This window comes from Rhodococcus sp. SB1D, from assembly GCF_048573875.1.
GTDB classification, from domain to species: domain Bacteria; phylum Actinomycetota; class Actinomycetes; order Mycobacteriales; family Mycobacteriaceae; genus Rhodococcus_F; species Rhodococcus_F qingshengii.
The window spans coordinates 36913-57254 of the sequence record NZ_JBMAIQ010000020.1 but is presented as its reverse complement, the minus strand read 5'-3'; the positions used below and the strand labels follow the sequence as shown (position 1 = coordinate 57254).

Annotated in this window: 16 protein-coding genes; 4 read left to right on the top strand and 12 right to left on the bottom strand. The window is 63.0% G+C overall.

Translation table 11 applies throughout. The features are described 5' to 3' along the window. Positions 1–51 precede the first annotated feature (51 nt). The gene (locus ACN50D_RS29475) at positions 52–1485 is read right to left on the bottom strand and encodes an NAD(P)H-hydrate dehydratase (RefSeq protein WP_073512438.1); all 1434 of its coding nucleotides are present in this window, start codon (positions 1483–1485) and stop codon (positions 52–54) included. A gap of 38 nt (positions 1486–1523) precedes the next feature. Between ACN50D_RS29475 and ACN50D_RS29470 the strand changes: the two genes are divergently transcribed. Next, positions 1524–1895, top strand: a complete 372-nt coding sequence (locus tag ACN50D_RS29470) for a plastocyanin/azurin family copper-binding protein (protein WP_003940908.1) — start codon at positions 1524–1526, stop codon at positions 1893–1895. Positions 1896–1948: 53 nt separating this feature from the next. Here the strand turns inward: ACN50D_RS29470 and glmS are convergent, their stop codons facing one another. Next, on the bottom strand, positions 1949–3811 hold the full coding sequence (glmS, locus tag ACN50D_RS29465) for a glutamine--fructose-6-phosphate transaminase (isomerizing) (RefSeq protein ID WP_003940837.1): 1863 nt from the start codon (positions 3809–3811) through the stop codon (positions 1949–1951). A gap of 112 nt (positions 3812–3923) precedes the next feature. On the opposite strand from glmS, the gene ACN50D_RS29460 reads away from it, so the two are divergent. Next, on the top strand, positions 3924–4763 hold the full coding sequence (locus tag ACN50D_RS29460; RefSeq protein WP_211920495.1) for a chlorophyllase/cutinase-like alpha/beta fold protein: 840 nt from the start codon (positions 3924–3926) through the stop codon (positions 4761–4763). Positions 4764–5004: 241 nt separating this feature from the next. Here the strand turns inward: ACN50D_RS29460 and ACN50D_RS29455 are convergent, their stop codons facing one another. From ACN50D_RS29455 to eccCa, 9 genes are all read right to left on the bottom strand, one after another. After that, positions 5005–6069 carry a hypothetical protein gene (locus tag ACN50D_RS29455; protein ID WP_307850405.1) on the bottom strand — a complete coding sequence of 355 codons (1065 nt, stop codon included), beginning with the start codon at positions 6067–6069 and terminating at the stop codon, positions 5005–5007. An 80-nt stretch (positions 6070–6149) separates the two neighbouring features. Next, a complete protein-coding gene (locus ACN50D_RS29450; RefSeq protein WP_042922483.1) occupies positions 6150–6455 on the bottom strand; it encodes a hypothetical protein in 306 nt (101 codons plus the stop codon). 111 nt (positions 6456–6566) lie between these two features. Next, positions 6567–7904, bottom strand: coding sequence for a phosphoglucosamine mutase (glmM, locus tag ACN50D_RS29445; RefSeq protein ID WP_208689701.1), 1338 nt, complete (start codon positions 7902–7904; stop codon positions 6567–6569). 154 nt (positions 7905–8058) lie between these two features. Further along, positions 8059–8568 carry a 30S ribosomal protein S9 gene (rpsI, locus tag ACN50D_RS29440; protein ID WP_007728596.1) on the bottom strand — a complete coding sequence of 170 codons (510 nt, stop codon included), beginning with the start codon at positions 8566–8568 and terminating at the stop codon, positions 8059–8061. Beyond that, positions 8565–9008, bottom strand: a complete 444-nt coding sequence (gene rplM / locus ACN50D_RS29435) for a 50S ribosomal protein L13 (RefSeq protein ID WP_003940842.1) — start codon at positions 9006–9008, stop codon at positions 8565–8567. Before rplM ends, rpsI begins: the two co-directional genes overlap by 4 nt. Positions 9009–9298: 290 nt before the next feature. After that, positions 9299–9592, bottom strand: coding sequence for a WXG100 family type VII secretion target (locus ACN50D_RS29430; RefSeq protein ID WP_003940975.1), 294 nt, complete (start codon positions 9590–9592; stop codon positions 9299–9301). Between the two features lie 100 nt (positions 9593–9692). After that, entirely contained in the window at positions 9693–9998 is a 306-nt protein-coding gene (locus tag ACN50D_RS29425; RefSeq protein WP_003940986.1) for a WXG100 family type VII secretion target, read from the bottom strand. A 184-nt stretch (positions 9999–10182) separates the two neighbouring features. Beyond that, positions 10183–11625 carry a type VII secretion-associated protein gene (locus ACN50D_RS29420; RefSeq protein WP_256520530.1) on the bottom strand — a complete coding sequence of 481 codons (1443 nt, stop codon included), beginning with the start codon at positions 11623–11625 and terminating at the stop codon, positions 10183–10185. Between the two features lie 56 nt (positions 11626–11681). Next, positions 11682–15686 carry a type VII secretion protein EccCa gene (gene eccCa / locus ACN50D_RS29415; RefSeq protein ID WP_199267514.1) on the bottom strand — a complete coding sequence of 1335 codons (4005 nt, stop codon included), beginning with the start codon at positions 15684–15686 and terminating at the stop codon, positions 11682–11684. A gap of 235 nt (positions 15687–15921) precedes the next feature. On the opposite strand from eccCa, the gene eccD reads away from it, so the two are divergent. Continuing rightward, on the top strand, positions 15922–17388 hold the full coding sequence (eccD, locus tag ACN50D_RS29410; RefSeq protein WP_083057798.1) for a type VII secretion integral membrane protein EccD: 1467 nt from the start codon (positions 15922–15924) through the stop codon (positions 17386–17388). 14 nt (positions 17389–17402) lie between these two features. Further along, positions 17403–18815, top strand: coding sequence for a type VII secretion-associated serine protease mycosin (gene mycP, locus ACN50D_RS29405; protein WP_211920499.1), 1413 nt, complete (start codon positions 17403–17405; stop codon positions 18813–18815). A 14-nt stretch (positions 18816–18829) separates the two neighbouring features. Here the strand turns inward: mycP and eccB are convergent, their stop codons facing one another. Then, the gene (gene eccB / locus ACN50D_RS29400; RefSeq protein ID WP_080961144.1) at positions 18830–20296 is read right to left on the bottom strand and encodes a type VII secretion protein EccB; all 1467 of its coding nucleotides are present in this window, start codon (positions 20294–20296) and stop codon (positions 18830–18832) included. Between the last annotated feature and the right edge of the window lie 46 nt (positions 20297–20342).

Here is a 20342-nt window from a genome sequence, read left to right as displayed (position 1 = left end):
ACAATCCTGCCACCCACGCAGAATCGGACACGTGTTCGGGTTTGAACACCCTCAATCGAGGGCAAAAGAGCGAAGCACACGCACTGATTCCCGCAGACCTCCCAGCAGGGGTGAAGCCGAAATCGGTGCTCCGGCGACATCGCTCTGACCGCCGGCAGCGGCGATGTTCGCAGCCAACGCGTGAGCCCGCGCCCCGACGGCCCCGGCTTCGAGAGGGCTCAGACCCGCCGCCAGCAACGCACCGATCACACCGGAGAGGATGTCACCCGAACCTGCCGTCGATGCCCAGGAGCCGCCGGCGTCGTTGACCAGCACCTCACCGCCGGGATCCGAGATCACCGTCGTATGGCCCTTCAGCAGGACCGTGACTCCGAGGCGTGCGGCAAGAGCACGCGTGGCCGCGATCCTGTCGTCGCCAAGAGTTGTGAATCGAGCGAACTCGCCGGCGTGGGGCGTCAACAGTGTCGGCGCGGTCCGGGCTGCGACAAGTTCGGGACGCTGAGCGAGGAGGGTAAGTCCGTCCGCATCGACAACAACGGGTACATCAGTAGCCAGCACCGACGCCAGAAGTCGCGCGGCGTCGTCGTCGGTACCCATACCGGGGCCGACCACCCACGCCTGAACTCGCCCGGCGGCTTGGAAGGTCTCACTCGCAATCACCTCCGGGAACCGGGCGAGCACCTCGGTGGCGCCGTGCCCGGCGTAGCGGACCAGGCCGGCGGTCGCGGTCACCGCGGCACCGGTACAGAGCACGCCCGCGCCGGGATACTGCTCACTTCCCGCAACGATGCCCACCACACCCTGCGAATACTTGTCGTCCTCCGGACCGGGCACCGGCCACAGCGCACCGACCTCCGCCGGATCGAGCGAACCGAATTCGGGTTCGCTGATGCTCAATCCGATGTCCACGAGTTCGACACGACCACACAGCGGAGCCGCGAGTACGTGTACCGGCTTGAGCGCACCGAATGTGACCGTCACATCAGCGGTCACCGACGGGCCGTCCACTGCGCCGGTGTTCGCGTCGACGCCGCTCGGAAGATCGACCGCCACGATCGGTGCATCCACCTGGCCGACGAGATCGGCCGCGTCAGGCCGTAGACCGCCGTGCCCGGAAATCCCGACGATGCCGTCGATCACCAGATCCGGCGACCCGACTTCGGCGGCGACTCGGCCGCCGGCCTTCAAGAGAGCATCGAGGCCCGCCCGATGAGCGCGCGCCGGATCGAGCAACACGGCCCGCACGCTCACACCTCGTTTGCGGAGCAACGCACCGGCCCACAGGGCATCACCGCCGTTGTCGCCCGTACCGACCAGCAGCGTCACCGACCGATGCGCGACCGACCCTGTACGGGAACGCAATTCGTCCGCGACTACTCGCGCAAGACCGTACGCCGCTCGACGCATCAGCACCCCGTCGGGCAGCTTGTCGAGCAGCGGCGCCTCAGCTGCTCGCACCTGATCGGCTGTGTAGTACCCACGCATGTCGGAACCCTTCAGTTGCCGTCGCTACCCTCGAAACCATGAAATCACGTCTTCGCCCGGCAATCGCGGGTCTCGTGCTCGCTCTCGGTCTGGTCGGGTGCAGTTCCGGCACCGACTCCACACCACCGGCTCCGGAAACGACGGCCAGCGGACCCGTGGTGACCATCTCCGGGATGGCGTACTCCCCCGCGTCCATCACCGTGAATGTCGGCGAGACGGTCACGTGGGTGTTCGACGACAACGGAATGGCCCACGACGTCAACGGCCTCGGGGACGCCAAGGGCAAACTCCGCAGTCCGCTCAAGAAATCGGGAACCTACACCTACACGTTCACCGAACCCGGAACCTACGACTACACCTGCACACCGCATCCCGAGATGCGCGGAACCGTCGTCGTCGAGACGCCGTAACGCGCTCGGGCCCCACAGTCTTGCGACTGCGGGGCCCGATTTTCTAGCGAAAGCTACTCGACCGTAACCGATTTCGCCAGGTTACGCGGCTTGTCGACGTCATAGCCACGCGCCGCGGCAACCTCGGCCGCAAAGATCTGCAACGGAACCGTGGACAGCAACGGCTGCAGCAGAGTCGGTGACGCCGGAATCTCGATCAGGTGATCCGCGTGCGCCGCGGCGACGGTGTCGCCTTCCTCAGCGATGACGATAGTCGTCGCCCCGCGCGCCTTGATCTCCTGAATGTTGGACACCAACTTCGAGTGCAGGACAGCGCGGCCCTGCGGCGACGGCATGACGATGATGACCGGAAGGTCCTCCTCGATCAAGGCGATCGGGCCGTGCTTGAGCTCACCGGCGGCAAAGCCCTCGGCGTGCATGTACGCAAGCTCCTTGAGCTTGAGCGCACCCTCGAGCGCCACCGGGTAGCCGACGTGACGCCCCAGGAACAGCACGGTCGACGCGTGCGCGAACTGGCGCGCCAACGCGCGCACCGGTTCTGCCGTCTCGAGCACCTTGCTGACCAATGCGGGCATCGCTTCGAGGTCGGCGTACTCGCGGGCGACCTCGTCCGGATACTTGGTTCCGCGAGCCTGCGCCAAAGCCAAACCGACGAGGTAGTTCGCGGTCACCTGCGCCAGGAACGCCTTGGTGGACGCGACCGCGATTTCCGGTCCTGCCCGCGTGTAGAGAACTGCGTCGGCTTCACGCGGGATCTGTGCACCGTTGGTGTTGCAGATCGCCAGGACGCGTGCCTTCTGGTCCTTGGCGTGCTTGACAGCCTCGAGCGTATCGGCCGTTTCCCCCGACTGCGAGATTGCGACAACAAGCGTCGAGCGATCGAGAACCGGGTCGCGGTAACGGAATTCGCTGGCGAGTTCGACCTCGACAGGTAGACGCGTCCAATGCTCGATCGCGTACTTCGCCAACAGACCGGAGTGGTAAGCGCTACCGCAAGCGACAACGAACACCTTGTCGACGTCGCGCAGTTCCTGATCGGACAACCGCTGCTCGTCGAGGACGATCTTCCCGTTCTCGAAGTGGCCGAGGAGCGTGTCGGCGACAGCGGTCGGCTGCTCTTCGATCTCCTTGAGCATGAAGTAATCGTGACCACCTTTTTCGGCGGCCGCGAGATCCCAGTCGATGCGGAACGGGCGCCCCTCTGCCTCGTTACCCGCGAAGTCGGAGATCCGGTAGCTGTCGGCAGTGATCACCACTGCCTGATCCTGTCCGAGTTCAACCGCATCGCGTGTGTGCTCGATGAATGCAGCGACGTCGGAGCCGAGGAACATCTCGCCCTCACCGACACCGACTACGAGCGGTGTCGAGCGGCGCGCGGCGACAATCGTGTCCGCATGATCAGCGTGCGTGAAGACGAGCGTGAACGCACCTTCCAACCGACGAACCACCGACAGCGCACTCTCGATGAAATCACCAGCCGTCGGCCCCTGGGCGTACGCCCGGGCTACGAGGTGAACCGCGACCTCGGAATCCGTGTCGCTCTGCAGTTCGACGCCTGCAGCCTCGAGCTCCGCACGCAGCGGGGCAAAATTCTCGATGATTCCGTTGTGAACGACAGCCAGCTTGCCCGAGGCATCACGATGCGGGTGCGCATTGCGGTCCGTCGGACGCCCATGCGTCGCCCAACGGGTATGGCCCATACCGGACGTACCGACGAAGTGATCCGCACCGTACTCGCCGAGCTCCGCCTCGAGGTTGGCCAACTTACCGGCCTTACGCTCGATCTCGACCCCACCGGTTCCGTCGAGAATCGCGATTCCCGACGAGTCGTACCCGCGATACTCCATTCGTCGCAAAGCCTCCACCACAACGCCCAGAGCTGGGCGGTGGCCGACGTATCCCACGATTCCGCACATGGTGACTCAGGGTACTTGGACATCGGCGGTGGGCGCATTTTGCGGTTCCCGCACCTGGTTGCGGCGTCCGCTCCGCATACACGAGGCGGCTCATCGGATAACGTCTTCAACCGTGGCACCGAAACTGAAGACACTGAACCGTGAGCTGTCCAAGCGCGGCCCGCACCGAGTTCTCCGCGGCAACCTCGCCCTGGCCGGACAGCCGGGTGTCGTGTACACGCCGGAAACCGGTTTCAATCTCCCCGCCGTTGCCTTCGCGCACGGGTGGATGGTCGGGTCCCACAAGTACGAGCAGACACTCCAGCACCTCGCTTCCTGGGGAATTGTCGCAGCGGCGCCCGACAGCGAACGCGGTCCGGTCCCGTCACATCTCGGATTGGCTGCAGATCTTCGAGCGACGCTCGACATCTGCGTCGGCGTGCGACTCGGCCCCGGACAGATCAGCGTCCAACCCGATCGGGTCGCCTTTGCCGGTCACGGCATGGGCGCGGGCGCTGCGGTACTGGCCGCAGCGCAGCGCGGGGATGTCGGTGCGGTAGCCGCACTGTTCCCGGCCCCGACAGCACCCAAGGCGGAGAACTACGCGTCGAAGATCACAGCGCCCGGATTGATCCTCGCCGGCGAAGACGACGTCGATTCTTTGACCAGCAATGCCCGGCCGCTGAGCGTGGAGTGGGGCGGTCCTGTCATCGCACGTACCGTGAATGACGCCCAAGACGCCGGACTGATCGAAGGCCGCCGACTCCTCGGCGCCCTGGGCCTCGGTGGATCCGAGCGCAAGACACAGGCCGCCACACGGTGCCTGCTCACGGGCTTCCTGTTGTTCCATCTGACCGGCGACAAGAAGTACAAGGATTTTGCTGATCCTGACGTCGAGATTCCGCACACGGCGCCGTTGCTGCCGGTCGAACCTCACTCCGACGCGCGGGCCAGCCAGCTGTTGCGTAAGTAGGAGTCCGTACTCGCCACCGACTCCGGCGGCGAGCACGGCGGCGTCGGCGTCGGCTCTGACGCGGATCGCAGATACGGGCCGGACCTGACCGGCCCATCCGTGTCATTCTCGGCGGATGTCGTTTCGGACGGCGGCTCCTGGTGCGATTCCGCGCTCGCTGCGGCCACTCTGCGCTCACGGAAGTCGTCGAGTTGAGAATCGAGGGTTCGACGGATCGCTTCGAACGGCGCGTGAACGGACTTCACAGCGGACCAGCTCCGGCCAACTCAGCGCCCGTCTCTCCGTCGGGGACCACGATCGACCCGTCAGGGACTGTGACAGGCGGCTCCGGGTCCGGCACGGGCGAGACTTCGGCGGTGGTTTCGACCGGCACCTCGTGCTCGCGAATCTCAGGGTCGGGAGTTTCGGGCTGGAGTGTCGCAGGCTGGGACGCTTCTTGCGGGCGCGCCTCGTGCGGCGACATCTCCGGATCGGCATCGAGCACTATTCTCGGCCAACCATTTTCGCTCAACTCCAGGGTGGCCGACACAGAGTTCCCGTCAGCACCTGCAACATCCAGACTCACCCCACGACCGTCGGACGCAATCGTGAAGCCCCAAGTGTTGCCGCCGATCGAGAAAGAGACAGGAGCGGCGGCGACACCGGATGCACTCGGCTCGGCGATCGGAAAGGTTGACGTGAACGCGTCTGTCACCCACTGGGTCGCGGCGTCAAAAGCATGACCAACCGCGCTCGCGCACTCCGCACACGCCCTGTCGAATTCATCGCGAGTATCGAGATACGCCGAACGAAAAACCGTGTCCAGCCATGGCGCCGCACCACGACCGGTGGAAGCGACGTGAGTCAGCTGGTCGATCTCCCCCGCACCCAGACCGCCGATCGTCGCCCGGTCGAGGCTTGCCACCTTGAAAGCCTTGTCTGCCAAAGCCGTTCGAACCGTCCGCGCGAACTCGTCGGCCAGCGTGATCAACAGTGGCGCCGAATCCGCATCGGACCGAGCTTCACACCGCGCCGCGAAGGCCTGATCTACGACCGCACCCACGCCGGAAACATTCCACACTGCAGGAAGATTCTCCGCCAGGGTCGTCAGCATCGCGATCTCGGCGACCGAACCGTCCACCGCTGCGGCCATGTCCGACGCATCTCGCATTAGTGCCTCGAAATCGATACCAGCCTCTGCGCGATACGCATCCTCGTAGGACGTAAGCATCCGTTCTTCGAAGCCCAACCGAGAGGCCAGGTCGTGAAATCGATCGAAGAACTGCAATCCCCTCGCACCAGCATCCAGGATTTCGTCAGGACGCACGCGTGAATCACGCAGTGCAAGAATATCTTCGACGCAATAGTAGCTGTTTGGTACTGCCTGTGCGGTACCGCCCGTCGGTCTCATGAGACCGACCCGCTGGAGTCTCGCAATCGCTGCGCACCCTGACCGTCCACCTCAGCGATCACCTCAGCCGAAGAGGAAAGCCGAGGCGCCAACGTATCGAGAAGATCGGCACGGCCAGTCAAGCGAGAATTCAGGACCGCCAATGCCGACGCCAACGCGGCTCCATGCTCGGCGTAATCACGGCCCGAAACGGCACCGCTGAATCGCAGACGCCTGATCGGGTCCGCAGAATCGCGCAGAGCCTGGGCCACCGACACCGCTTGGCGTGCCAATTCATCTGTTCCAGCGCGGTCGACATCCACGAGCGCCCCCAAGTTTCAGCGGAACCACTCGCACGTCGAGCGGCCTTTGACTCCTTGGACGCAGCAGGGCGCAATTACGTTCCCTCAAAACGCGAATGCCGTAATGAGGGGCTAAACCGAACCGACGATCTCGGCCAACTCGTCGGCCAGCTTCTGCGCGAGCGGAAGTTCGGTGGCCTCGACCATGACGCGGACCAGTTGCTCGGTCCCGGACGGGCGCAGGAGCACGCGACCACCGTCACCGAGGACGCGCTCTGCGCCCGCGACTGCTGCGAGTACCGACGGCGATGCTGCGACTGTCGCCTTGTCCCCGACCTTCACGTTGATCAGAACCTGCGGGAGGGTTGTCATCGTTGCGGCCAGTGCGGATGCCGACTTACCCGTGCGAGCCATGCGTCCGAGCAGCCGGAGGCCGGTGAGAATCCCATCGCCCGTGGTGCCGAACGCCGGCAACACGACATGGCCTGACTGCTCGCCGCCGAGGCTGTATCCGCCCGCGCGCAGTTCCTCCAAGACGTAGCGGTCACCTACGGCAGCAGTCACGATGTTGATACCGGCCTCGCGCATCGCGATGTGCAAACCGAGATTGCTCATGACAGTCGCGACGAGAGTGTTCTCGACCAACTCGCCGGCGTCGTTCATCGCGATCGCCAGAACTGCCATGATCGCGTCACCGTCGACCACCGCTCCGGTCTCGTCGACGGCCAGGCAACGGTCGGCGTCGCCGTCGTGCGCGAGGCCTAGGTCCGCCCCGTGATCGACTACGGCTTTCTGAAGATTCTCCAGGTGCGTCGATCCGCAGCCGTCGTTGATGTTGAGGCCGTCGGGATCGGCGCTGATCGCGATGACGCGAGCGCCAGCTGCCGCGTAGGCAACCGGTGCGAGCGCGGAAGCAGCGCCGTTGGCGCAGTCGACCACAACGGTGAGTCCGGCGAGTGGCTCGCTCGCCGCGCTCGCCAGATGCGCAAGGTACAGCTGAGCGGCGTCGTCGACCGTACGGACGCGGCCGATCCCGGCACCTGTCGGTAGGACGGGCGGCGCAGTGCCGTCGAGTGCATCCTCGATCGCCACCTCGACAGCATCATCCAGCTTGTGTCCACCGGCTGCGAAAATCTTGATTCCGTTGTCCGGCATGGGATTATGCGATGCAGAGATCATGACACCGAGACTGGCGTCGAGCTTTGCCGTCAAGTATGCAACTGCCGGAGTCGGAAGAATACCCACGTCGAGCACGTCGACACCCGCGGAACTCAATCCTGCGGTCACCGCGGCTTGAAGCATCTCACCGCTGGCGCGAGGATCGCGGCCGATCACGGCGGTCGGACGTGCGTCCGAGGTGTCGGCTGTCAGTACGCTCGCCGCGGCAACTGCCAATCTCAATGCAAGATCTGCAGTCAGATCCGAATTGGCAAGTCCACGAACACCGTCAGTACCGAACAACCGACCCATAGAACGACTCCTGAATCCTGTGAACCTCGAGAAGGGAACTCGAGAAGGGAATTTCTCCGAGAAACACAAGAGCGAGCGTCCGGTAACGATGGACGCCCGCTCTTGTGGTGAACAGGTGCCGAAGCAGACCCGTCGGGTCAACCTCGGCAAAGCATCAGCGCTTCGAGTACTGCGATGCCTTACGGGCCTTCTTCAGGCCGTACTTCTTACGCTCGACCGCGCGGGCGTCACGCGTCAGGAAGCCTGCACGCTTGAGGGCCGGACGATCATCAGGGGTTACCTCGATGAGTGCGCGCGCGATAGCCAGACGCAGTGCGCCTGCCTGACCGGACGGGCCGCCACCGTGCAGCAGTGCAATGATGTCGAAAGACTCGGGACGCTCGACGAGCACCAGCGGAGCCTTGATCAGCTGCTGGTGAACCTTGTTGGGGAAGTAGTCCTCCAACGTACGACCGTTGAGCTTGAACTGACCGGTACCGGGAGCCATCCGGACGCGAACGACAGCCTCCTTGCGGCGACCGACGGTCTGGACCGGGCGATCGAGGACGATCGGTGCGAGCGTAGCTGCAGCAACCTCTTCGACGACCTCGACTGCGTCAGAGACAAGCTCTTCCACTGCTTCGATGTTCTCTTCGGACACGTTCTGCTCTTCCGGCGATGTCACTGTGCGACCTGCTTGATCTCGAACGGCACCGGCTGCTGCGCGGTGTGGGGGTGATTCGGGCCCGCGTAAACCTTGAGCTTGCTGCTCATTGCGCGGCCGAGCTTCGTCTTGGGGAGCATGCCGACAATGGCCTTCTCGACGAGACGATCGGGAGTCCTGTCGAGGACCTCACCGACAGTGCGGGACTTCAGGCCACCCGGGAATCCGGAGTGGTGGTAAACGTTCTTGCCCTGCAGCTTGTTGCCGCTGATGGCAACCTTCTCTGCGTTGATGATGACAACGAAGTCACCACCGTCGATGTGCGGCGCGTAGGTGGGCTTGTGCTTGCCACGCAGCAAGTTCGCTGCCTGAACGGCAAGACGGCCGAGCACCACGTCAGTGGCGTCGATGACGTGCCACGTGTGGGTCACATCTCCGGCCTTCGGGGTGTACGTAGACACAGATCTTCCTCGTCTTAATTCATTCCACTGCTGACCATGTGCGTATCGCGTAAACGATCCTCGGCGGCCAGTTGAGACCCGAGAACCGCCGGTCTCCACGCATTTCTGCCGGAGCCCTACGGCACGCCACCGATAGACGATACCGGTCTACCCGCTGCCAGGTCAAAGCGCAGCCATTCCTGCCAACAGCATCATCGTCCAGCACAGCGATGCGAGCGATCGACATGCGCCTGCCCCGGCAACCTGACGGTACCGGGGCAGGCGGGGTGTCATCACGGCATGGGATGTTGTCAGCGACCGAACCCGTTTGCGGCGATCCGATCAGCTTCCTGCATCTTCTCCGAGCCGCTCGCCGTCGCTCCGGCGATCTGCGCGAGAACCATGTTCAGTTCTTCGGAAGCCTGGGCCCAGCGACGCTGTGCGTCGTTCCACGCTTCGGAACCTGCCCCTTCCCAGCCTGCTTGCAGCTTGTCCACGACAACCTTGATGTCGCCCTGTTTGTCGTTGATCGCTTTGGCCTGCTGTTTCATCTGATCGGACAGCATTGCGAGGCCGCCGAAGTCGTACTTGATCCTGTCGGACATAACTGCTCCCGGTTCGGTGTGACTGGAGAGAACTTGTGAGAACTAACTTGTGAGAACTACTGGCTGAGGATTGCTTGATCGGACGATGAAGTGCTGGCGGTCAGGACATGTTCACCGTCGCGCCGCGAAGCGAGCTGACGTTGTCGTCTTCGGTCGAGTCGAAGGTTCCCGCGGCCTGTTTGATCTGCTCGCAGATGTCGGTCAGAGCTGTGTCCAACTTCAGGGCCGCGCTGTTGTATCGCTCCATGATTCCTGCGTATTCGACCTGCGCCGCACCGTTCCACGAATTGTGCGAAGCGTCGGCCTCCGACCGAACAGCGTTGACCAGCCCCCTGATGTCACCGAGATGTCCGTCGATGGTCCCCGCCGAATCGATCAATTCAGCGGTAGTTGCGGTAAAGCCCATGTCGCCCCCCTGGATTCGGTGAGTACCGTTCGGTATCGGCGATCACACACAACGGGCTTTGTCCGTCGGATGTGCACCGGGGTCGAGCGGAACTCCCTGATGTGCGCTACACATACTTTGACGCGACCTCCGTACCAACGGTTCCGGCCCGACCGAAGAATATTTTCAGAACCGACCGATCCGGTCACGGTGTGAATTCGACCGACTGCCACATCCGCAGGCAGTCCGCTTCGAGACTGCCCCACTCACCGATCAGATACTGGCAGCCGATACTCACTTGCCGTCCGTTGTCGACGTACACGTGCCAACGCACCTCGGAGAAATCGTCCGGAAACTCGACGTACACCACTGCCTGTTTTCCTGCGGCATCGTCGAGCACAGAAAACTCTGCGAACCGCAATGGGTCCTCGAACGTCGAAAACTGCTGACGCAAAACGGCTTCGACGGAATCGAATCCCACACCTTCCGCAAGACGTTTCTCGATGACCACGATCTTGCGATCCGCGCCGGAACCGGGTACCAAATCGGTACGCCCGCTCGAGGTCCCTCGCGACAGAAGCTTCCAATCGGAAGGTACCTCTGCCGCAACGCTTCCCACGTCCACACGCGTGAGTTCCGGCGTGGCACCGGACTCGATCGACGAGATCGAAGTCTTCGGCGCAGGCGTTTCCTGATCCTTCGACGCCTCCACGATCTCGACTTCGACTTCCGCCGTGGCTGCGACCGACCCCGCCAACCGAGAATCGCCTCGATCGCGAGTGGACACCACGACCGTTGCTGTGACCGCACCGGCGACGGCGACCACCGCAAGCGCCGCCGCGAACCATCGACGGCCTCCGCGCCGCCCGCCGACGCGACGCGGCGAAGAGGCATTCGAGTCCAAGGAAGGAATCGACTTCGCGCCATCCGTATCGCCTACCCACCCGGCGCCAAAAGCCGAATTGTCGACGATTCGTCCCGAACTGTCCCGCGCGGTTGTCTGGCGAACGAGCGTCTGAGGATCCACCAGAGACGCAGCCACCCGGCTCTCGTCCAGAATTCGGATGCTCGCGTGGCCGTGAACATTCGTCGACCCCCGTTCGAGCGAAGCCGCAACAGCATGAGAGCTCGGCCCGACCAACACCACAGCGTCCCGAACCGATAGATCCCCGATTGCGGAAAACAACCCCGCAACGTCTGCGATCTCCGAACTTTGTGTTCCGTCGATTTGGAGTTCACCGTCGACCTCAGCGACAACAGAAGCGACCACCGTTCCGCCTCGCAGTTCGAGGACGACACACCGCGATCGCCAAGCCGTATGAGCCGACCTCGCCGCCGCGATCGACGTCGGAACGAGTACGACGTCGTACGCCACTCGACGTGCTGCATCGAGCAATCGCCGCCTGCGTGGGGCACCCCAATCCGAGGGATGACTGAGATGAAGAATGTCTGCGTCGACGATTCCGCACCCGTCCATCGCACTGGAGATCAGCCTGGCCACCTCCAAGACTGTCGGGACAACCCGACCATCCACGTCGACATAATCGTCGTCGATGTAATCGATCGCATTCTCACCGGCCGCACCGGGGCCCGACGCCGGTTCGCGTCTGAGGTCTGCACTGCAACAGAATTCGCGTTGACCCGACACGACCCAGATATTCGATGCACCCCAATGTAACGAGACCGACACTGCGGACGGAGCGGTCACAGCGGTGGTATCCACGGAACTTGGACAAGTTGGGTTTGCGAGCGGGAAACGTAGACCCCACGGCCTTCCGGCATCGCCGACGCGCGGACAGTGCCGACGAGATTTCCCTCGTCACGGCTTCCGCTCATGATCAATCCGGCCGGCGCCATGTCGCGAATTCTCGCAATGACCGGCTCGTACAGTGCTCTGGCCGCACCACCGGAACGGCGGGCAATAACCAGGTGCAAACCGATGTCCTTGGAGTGCGGAATGTATTCGAGCAACGGCGCCACCGGATTTCCACTCGGTGTGGCCACAAGGTCGTAGTCGTCGATCAGTACGTAAATCTCCGGCCCACTCCACCACGACCGTTCCCGCAATTGCTGCTGCGTTGTTTCGGCGTTCGGCATTCTGGCAGCGACGATCCGAGCCAAGTCGACCATCAATTCACCGAAGGTCGTCGACGACGCCGAGTACCCGCCGAGGTGATTCCCTTCGACCACGCCCAGCAGGGAATGCCGATAGTCACCGATGATCAGCTTGGCCTGGGCCGGTGTGTTCGACGCGATGATCCCTTCGGCTATTCCACGCAAGAGAGATGTCTTCCCACACGCGGTGTCGCCGAATATCAACAGGTGCGGGTGTTCCCGGAAGTCCATGTACACCGGGGCGAGGTCGGTCTCACCGAGCCCGATCGGCACCGTGAGGCACCGACCGTCGGCCGCGCTCGTTGAGGGCCACCGGGTCCCGACAGCTTCGAGAAGTTCCGCCGGCGAGTAGAAATCCGGGAGCATCCGCACGGCGGGTGCCGGACGCGAATTCGACATGGCTGCAATACGTTCGACCGTCGCCACCACAGCCGTACTCGAGTTCTCACTACCCGGTAGGCCGTCGATTCGAGGTAGTCCGGTGAGAAGGTGGAGTCCGTCGCGAGTGATGCCACGACCCGGTCGACCTTCCGGCACCAGGCCTGCTTTCCGGCGACCCGCATCCGAATCTCCCGGATCACCCAATCGAAGTTCGATGCGAGTACCCAGTTGATCCTTGAGTGCCGGCCGGATCTCGGCCCACCTCGACGTCGTGACGATCACGTGTACACCGAAGGACAAACCTTGACCGGCGAGCATGTTGATCTGGGGCTCGAGTGATTCGAAATCCGAACGAACGCTTGGCCAACCGTCGACGACGAGGAAGACGTCACCGTACGGGTCCTCTCGGAGTCCCGCAGCCTCACCTTCCCCGGCGGGATCAGCTGTTCGCAATCTACGGAAATCGGCCATCGATTCGATGCCGAGGTCACGAAACAGTCGCTCCCGTTTGGCGACCACACCGAGTACCTCGGCAACTGTGCGCCGGACGCGGTCGGAATCCAAGCGGTTTGCCACCGATCCGACGTGCGGCAGATCTTTCAGTCCGAGGAGCGTTCCACCGCCGAAGTCGAGGCAGTAGAACTGAATCTGTTCCGGCGTGTGCGTCATGCTCAGAGACAAGATCAACGTGCGCAACGCCGTCGACTTTCCCGACTGCGGGCCGCCGACAATCGCGAGGTTGCCAGTCGATCCGTTGAGATCGGCGACGAGTAGATCGCGGCGCTGATCGAACGGCCTGTCGACTATGCCGAAGGGTGCGCTCAGATTTCCGCGAGGTTGATCACCGGTCGCCCACCGCGGCAACAACTGGTCAAGCGTCGGAGATGACTCGAGCGGCGGGAGCCACACTTCATGCGCACGTGGACCGTGACCGCGCATGCGGTCTACGAGGACTCCCATGAGAGTACGTGCATCGTCACCGATTTCACCCATGTCGACGACGTCGGGCTCGACGGGAACGACAACGGCCTCTGGTCCGGTCACGGGCTTCGCGGTAAACGGCAGCGGCGCCAGTTCGACGGGGGAATCGACCGAGAATCGAGTGGGCACGATCCGCTCGCCCTCGTACGGGCCTGACACGTAAGCACCTTGGAAGCGAACGATCTCAGCAGAATCGGACTTCAGGTATCCCGCACCGGGTGTACCCGGAAGGTGATAAGCATCGGGAACGCCGAGGACGGAACGAGACTCGTTCGCCGAGAACGTTTTCAACCCGACGCGATACGAAAGATGGCTGTCGAGACCCCGAAGCTTTCCTTCGTCGAGTCGCTGACTGGCCAGCAGCAGGTGAATGTGAAGTGACCTGCCCAATCGCCCGATGGCCACGAACAATTCGGCAAATTCCGGCTGTTGACTGAGCAGTTCGGAAAACTCGTCGACGACCACGAAGAGTGCCGGTAACGGATCGAGTGCAGCGCCGGCCAGCCTCGCCCTCTCGTAATCGGACACGTTTGCGAAGTTTCCTGCCGCACGCAACAGTTCTTGTCGACGATTCATTTCGCCGGCGAGCGCGTCCTTCATACGATCGACCATCGCCAATTCCTCGGCAAGGTTGGTGATGATCGCAGCAACATGCGGCGCCTCCTCGAGGCCGAGAAAGGTTGCACCACCTTTGAAGTCGATCAGGACGAGGTTCAGTGCGTTGGGAGAGTGGGTCGCGATCAGGCCGAGCACCAAGGTTCGCAGGAACTCCGACTTGCCAGAACCGGTGGCTCCGATACACAGCCCGTGCGGACCCATACCGTTCTCGGCCGACTCCTTCAGATCCAGTTCGACGGGGTTTCCGTCTTGTCCGACACCGATCGGCACGCGGAGTCGGTCGCGCCCCTGACGTGGAAGCCAGCCATGCTCAGGATTGAACCTCGCAACGTTTCCTATCCCCAACATCTGGCTCCACGTCCGAAGGGATCGGTCGTCGTCAGCTGCGTCGACGGCATTCTGCGATGCCGCACGGAACGGTGCGATGCGACGCCCGAACGCCTGCGCCAGGCTCGTCGTCGCAGCGTCGGGCCTCGCAAAGTTCTCAACTCCTGCGCTGCTCACCGCGCCGATCTGATCGCTACCGACGACCAGTCGCAACCCACGCGTCGCCACCAGCCGCGGGCAGAACCCGCACAGGTCGAGGACTGTCACCGAGTCGAGCCCGGATTCGGACAACAGGCCGGTGTCACCTTCGAGTAAGCCACCGTCCACGACCAGCACGAGATGCGGAACGCCCGCACTGGCTGGAGTGTTGCGAGCGAATCGAGCACGCATCGAAAGCGGTTCCCCGAGGGAACTTTCGAATTCGAAATACGAACCGAACACCATGCGTGCAGTGCCGGTGCCGTCCTGAGACTGCGGGTGTTGCACGTGTGGGAGCCACTTGACCCACTCCCACTCGGATTCGGTATCGGGACCACACACCACCGCAACTTGGAGCGTGTCCGGACCGTGGAATGTGCACAGCTGCATCAACATCGAGCGGACAAGCGCACGAGCGGAATCTCTCTGCCCCTCGATGGACATCGCAGCAAATCCGCGAAGCGAGACGGCGGTCGGCAGGTCCTGCACAACCGAATGTGCACGGACGAATCGCCGAAGTGAGACAGCAGCGACGGGTTCGAGATCCTCGACCGGCCCGGTCTCCGGAGACACGAGTCTGGTGGCCAATCGCTGTGTACCCAGACCTACCCGAACGTGGCAGTAGTCCGAGTCGGTGATCTGACGCTCCCACATCCGCACAGTCCCGGCCAGTGTCCAGAGCAGCGACGGCTCGGGATTGCTCCACTCGAGAGCAGCACGCTGCGCACCAGTCGTCGCAGCAACATCACTACGCATCTGATCCAGGTACCGGAGGTAGTCCTTGCGGTCCTCGTTCGCTTCGGACGCTCTTGCTCCACCGCTACGACCGCCCCCGGCGAGCATTCCGAGCATCGACACCATCATCATGACCGGAAACAGCAGGGACATCGGATTGCGCGCCATGCCGGAAGAGAACATCAGCGCCACCATGCCGATCATGGCAACCACCATGATCACCGGAAGTAGTTTGGTCAGTAGGTTTCCCGGCGTGACGCGAGGTATCTCCGGTGGGGGCTGAAGCGTCACCTCGCCGCCCGGTGTGCGCGGCGATTCACGGCGTGCTCGACGCGCAAATCTGACAGTGCTCAATTCACCCACCCCCATCGGTGCTGCAGCTGTTGCCGCCAGACGCCTCGTCCGACTACCGCCGGCCCCCCAAGGCGTACTCGCGCAATTGCAAGAGAGTAGATCACAACACCGACACTCGGGTCGGTGCCACCTGTTGTCGGCGCTGTCTCCGATACAGGCGCGCAGTTCATGTCGTATTGTTCGGGTGAACTGGGGTGACGCGAAGGGGGAATCGCGTCATGGGAGGGGACAGATCTTGACCAGCACCACTACAACCAGCGCTGCGAACACCGGAAACGGACGAGGCGCGAGTCATTCTGCCGAACTGTGCAGGTTGACGGTACTTTCAGCCCATTCGCAGGTGGATCTTGCGGTGCCGCTTCGTGTTCCACTCACCGTGGTCATTCCGGGCATTGTGGACACAATTGTCAACCACAGCAATTTCAACGAGTTCGACCACACCACCGAACAATTCGAGCCCGTCGACTGGACTCTGTCGAAAGTCGGCAGGGCACCGCTGGCACCGACGCTGTCGCTGCACGAGCACGGAATCCGCGATGGAGAATTGCTCGTACTCGAGGCCTCGGACACCGCTGCCCCGCCCCCACTCTTCGACGACATCATGTACACCGTCGCGGCCACGGATGCGGACGTCTACCGACGCTGGACTCCGGTCACCGCGCGCATTGTCGGCTCGACCGCCGCCCTCGTCGCTGCGCTCGTCGCGGCCCTCGCCCTGGTCCTCGGCGACACGGGACTGATCGGCGCCGTCTGCGGCGGAGTGACGTCTTTGGTGCTCACCGTCGCCGCCGTCGTGGCAGCGCGGGTGTACGGAGACTCTGGAAGTTCCGTCACGCTCGGATGCGCTTCGGTGCCACTGGCGTTCGTCTCCGGCGCACTCTGCGTGCCCGGCACTGTTCTTTCGGCTCATCTGCTTCTCGGTTCGGCATCTGCCGCTGCGGTAACTCTGATCTGCTTCCGCTTGTGCGGCACCGGATTAGCTGTCTTCACAGCACTTCTCGTCGTCCTTCTCGCGGCGGTGGGCACCTTTGCCGTCACTACCACGCTTCCCGAGGCGCGCACCGCGACCGTCAGCGGCGCGGTGATTGCCGCCGCATTGATCGTTCTCACGTTCACCGCTCGACTGTCGATGTTGTTCGCGCGACTACCGCTTCCCCCTGTTCCGACGCCGAGTAATCCCCTCGACGACGACCGCGACGGACTGCCCGAACCCGAATTACCCGGGCTGACCGAGTTGGCGGAAAGGGCAGGGCGGGCGCGTAGCTATCTGACTGGGCTGATCGTGGCCACGTCAGTGGTCGCGCTCGTCGCTGCCGTCGCACTCGCGTGGTCCTGGCCTGGTCAGGGGATCGTCTGGCCGAATCTTGCTCTCGCATTCGCGACGGCCGTCGTGCTGATGTTTCGCGGGCGCACCTACGCGGGCGCACAGCAGGCTGTGCCACTCATCGCGGCAGGCATCTCGGTGATTCTCGTTCTCCTGGGCGACATGGCATGGACCCATCGCGACCATGCATTGGTCGTCTTCGCCATCACGATGACCGTTCTCCTCCTGGCACTGGTTCTGGGAATCCTTGCCCCCCAGAACACATTCAGCCCCGTGATGCGACGCGCTGCCGAGCTGTTGGACCTCGCTGCGATTGCAGCAATCGTTCCGCTGATCTGCTGGGTCAGTGGCCTCTTCGCGCTCATGCGTGGCCTCTGAGCGATCGGTGATCGATGGTGATTCGACGTGCAACAAACATCTGCGCCAGTCTCGTGATCGTTGCCTTCAGCGTTCTCGCCGGGGCAGGTGGCGCATCGAGCGCGGTTCCCTCCCCCATCGATCCTGCAATGCTGCCCGAGGACGGTCCGCCTGCACCTCCACAACCCACCGAACAACGAACCCTGTGCGTCCCCGCCGTGGCAGGTGGTGACGGTGCGGACATTCCACGTTCTCAACGAGATCTGGGATTTGATTCTGTGTGGCCGATCACCAGAGGGGCAGGACAGCGAATTGCTGTCATCGACACCGGTGTCAGCAAACATCCCCGGCTGCCGTCGCTCGACGGCGGCGGTGATTACGTCGGTACCTCCGACGGCACCGACGATTGTGACGCACATGGAACAGTCGTGGCCGGTCTCATCGCCGCCCAGCAAGTCGAGGGTTCCGGATTCTCCGGAGCTGCGCCTGACGCACAGATAATTTCGATCAGGCAGTCCAGTGCCGCCTTCTCGGTGGCCGGCCAACGCGAAGACCCTGCTGTAGCCGAGAACTCATCCGGGTACGGAAACGTCGACACCATGGCATCGGCCGTCCGTCACGCTGCGGACATGGGTGCAAGCGTCATCAACATCTCCGAAGTCGCCTGCAAGCCTGCCGGGGACGGGATCAGCGACCAACGACTCGGCGCTGCAATCGAATACGCCACGATCGCGAAGAACGTCGTAGTCGTCGCAGCTGCAGGGAACGTCGGATCCGGAGGTTGCAAGAACCAGAATCCGCCGCCGGATCCCCTCAATCCCCTAGCCGATCCATGGAACTCGGTTGTGACGATTGCCAGTCCGGCTTGGTACGACGACTATGTCCTCACAGTGGGGTCGGTAGACCCCAATGGCGCCGCCAGTTCCTTCAGCCTCGGCGGTCCATGGGTCGACGTGGCGGCGCCCGGCACCGGAATCACCTCACTTCACCCGACGTCGCCCGGTCTGACCAACGGGGTGTACGGCTCCGACGGCGCCGTACAGTCGTTCAACGGGACCAGTTTCGCTGCGCCCTTTGTCGCGGCAACCGCCGCACTGGTCCGGTCGGTTCACCCGGAACTGACTGCGCCTCAGGTCATGCAACGTATCGAAGCCACCACCCACGCTCCGGCGCAGGGTTGGAATCCCTACGTCGGTCACGGCGTCATCGATCCACTTGCGGCAGTGACGGGCGAATTGGCCCCAGGAGAACGCGTCAAGGTCAACCATCAGTCGGTGTCGATCGATCCCCTACCCACGCCGCCGACCCCCGACAACCGATCTCGCGACACGGCACTCGTCGGAGCCGGAACGGTCGGCACCCTCGCCCTACTGACGCTGTTGGCATCGATGCCTCTTCGTCGAGTAATTCGTCGGCATCTTCCCGAACGCCAGAACATCGATCCCTGAACCGTCAGCAGGGTTCAGTTCACCGGAGCGGCCGGCGCTGTATCGGGGGCGATTCCGTCGTGAGCTATCAGTGCATTGCTCTTCTCGAGCGCGGGACCTGATGCAAGTAGGTCGAGCATCTGCCAAGGCGCGCGATCAGGCGTTCGCGTCAATCCGAGCGCGCGAGCGGAGATTTCGTCCGGTACGCCGTACTTCACACCGGTATCGGCTACGTAGAACACTCCGTCGCGCCTGGTGCTGTTCGTCTCGATTCCGGTCGCTTGAACAAATCCGCCGAATCCCTGTTCGACATGGACGTTGTCGAGATTGTCACCCGATCCGTCCGCCTGCGCCAAGGACACCAACTTGCCACCCTCCGGGATCGGAACCTGCAATCCAGCGACAAGTTTCAGCGTTGCAGAACTACTTTCGGCGCCCTCGACTGCAGGTGAGGGAGCCCATTCCAGACAGCCGACAGGTGCGCCGTGATCATCGACGATCTCCGGAACCACCCGCGGCAACAAGTCGACGGCCAGCTCACTCACCGAGGGAATACGACTGATGGCATCAGGGGTGACGCTCGCGATCCCGGTGGCGCCCTGCGAATCCGAGAAGTAGATCAGTTGGGCGAGCGCCGCACCGATCCTCTGGATCCCGTTCTCGAGTACCACGTAGTACTGCGGGTCCGCACCCACCGAAACCTGGACGACGGAGCCGACAGTCTTGTTCTGCAGAGGAAACCGGGGCGCCGATCCCAGTTGGCGGATTCGCGGAGCCTCGATGCGCGGAACTTCGGGAATCGAATTGAGGAATCCGATACTGATCGGTCGCGCCTGTGCTCCTTCCAGGCCCAAAGCCCGCATGATCGCCGGATCGTCCACATCGATTTCCGCTCGCTTCCCGTCGTACACGAGAAAGTGATCGGAACCCGACTTCACCAGGAATGCACGGTCATTCGTCAGATATGTCGTGTTTTCGCCGACGTTGGACGAGCCGACCAGGACCGAAGTCGTCAACGATTTTCTCCCGTCGGATCCGACGGAATCGCACACCGTCCACGCGGCGTTGGTAGGGTCGGCCGATTCCGGCAGCGCGGACGGTGCGCCGGGAATGCCGACGAGCGCGCCCCGGGGTTTCGCCTCGACCTCGGATGCCTTGACTATTGCCGGTTTTCCTGGCGAACCCAGAATCAGTCGTGCGGAGGCCAAGTTCAGCACAGGGCGAAACGTACCCTCCATGGCGACGAACATCGCGCCCGATTCCTTTGCAACGACGATCTCTGCATCGCCGATTCTGTCCTGTGGCCGAAACAGAGCGAGTACAGCGCAACCCGCCAATCCCAGTGCAGCGAGGACTATTCCGACGGTGAACGCGCGCGACTGTGATCGCATCGGATCGTGAAGCATCCGCACGTCTCGTCTGACCAGCGCATGTTCCATCCGCCTGACCAAGAATCGGTACCCGTTGACCTGCCAGCGCGTGGTAGGTGTCGCAGCCATCATTCCCCCCGTGCCTTACATCCCCTTGCGAAGACACAGTACAGTTCCG